Annotated in this window: 2 protein-coding genes; both read left to right on the plus strand. The window is 46.6% G+C overall.

Translation table 11 applies throughout. The features are described from left to right. Window positions 1–187, plus strand: a 187-nt coding sequence (locus VQ03_RS34385; RefSeq protein WP_208605580.1) for a hypothetical protein, incomplete at its 5' end; no start/stop codon positions are given. A 57-nt stretch (window positions 188–244) separates the two neighbouring features. Continuing rightward, the coding region (locus VQ03_RS34390; RefSeq protein WP_208605581.1) for a hypothetical protein at window positions 245–530 on the plus strand (286 nt) is incomplete at its 3' end.

The following is a 530-nucleotide window of genomic DNA, read 5'->3' on the forward strand; positions in this document are numbered from 1 at the left end:
TGATGCTACAGAAGAACAAGTCAAATCAGTTCGTCCAGAATGTTTTGCACAGATAGAATCTGTAGTAAAATCAGAATTCTCAGGTATCAATCCGAACATTCTTGGCAGAACAACCATCGATCGTTTACCACATGGCGACGCACTGAAAGCACTTTCTAGTCCATACTCCTCATCTACTGTGCACTAAGGTGATAAATCTATGGTAAAACTTGTATTCACTCGTGCGAGAGCAGTCACGAAGGACGTGCTCTACACGGCAGGCGTCGATGATAATGCCGATGCGACTGAGCCGCTAACAAGGGCATATCAATACTTTCACGGAAAATGGGAGTACCGAGAGTTTCCTGCTTCAACGCAGCGAATCGCTCTCTATCGCCGGCCGGAGGGAGGCCGCATCGCTGTTTACATGTCGCGCAGTGGAGAGCTTTTTTCTCCGGAGCCATCTTTTCAAAACCAGTCGATACACGCCAGAGATATAGAAAATAAAAAAAAGCTGGGGTATCTTGCTGATTTAAGGCAAGTCGGCAGTC

The organism is Methylobacterium tarhaniae, assembly GCF_001043955.1.
GTDB lineage: Bacteria > Pseudomonadota > Alphaproteobacteria > Rhizobiales > Beijerinckiaceae > Methylobacterium > Methylobacterium tarhaniae.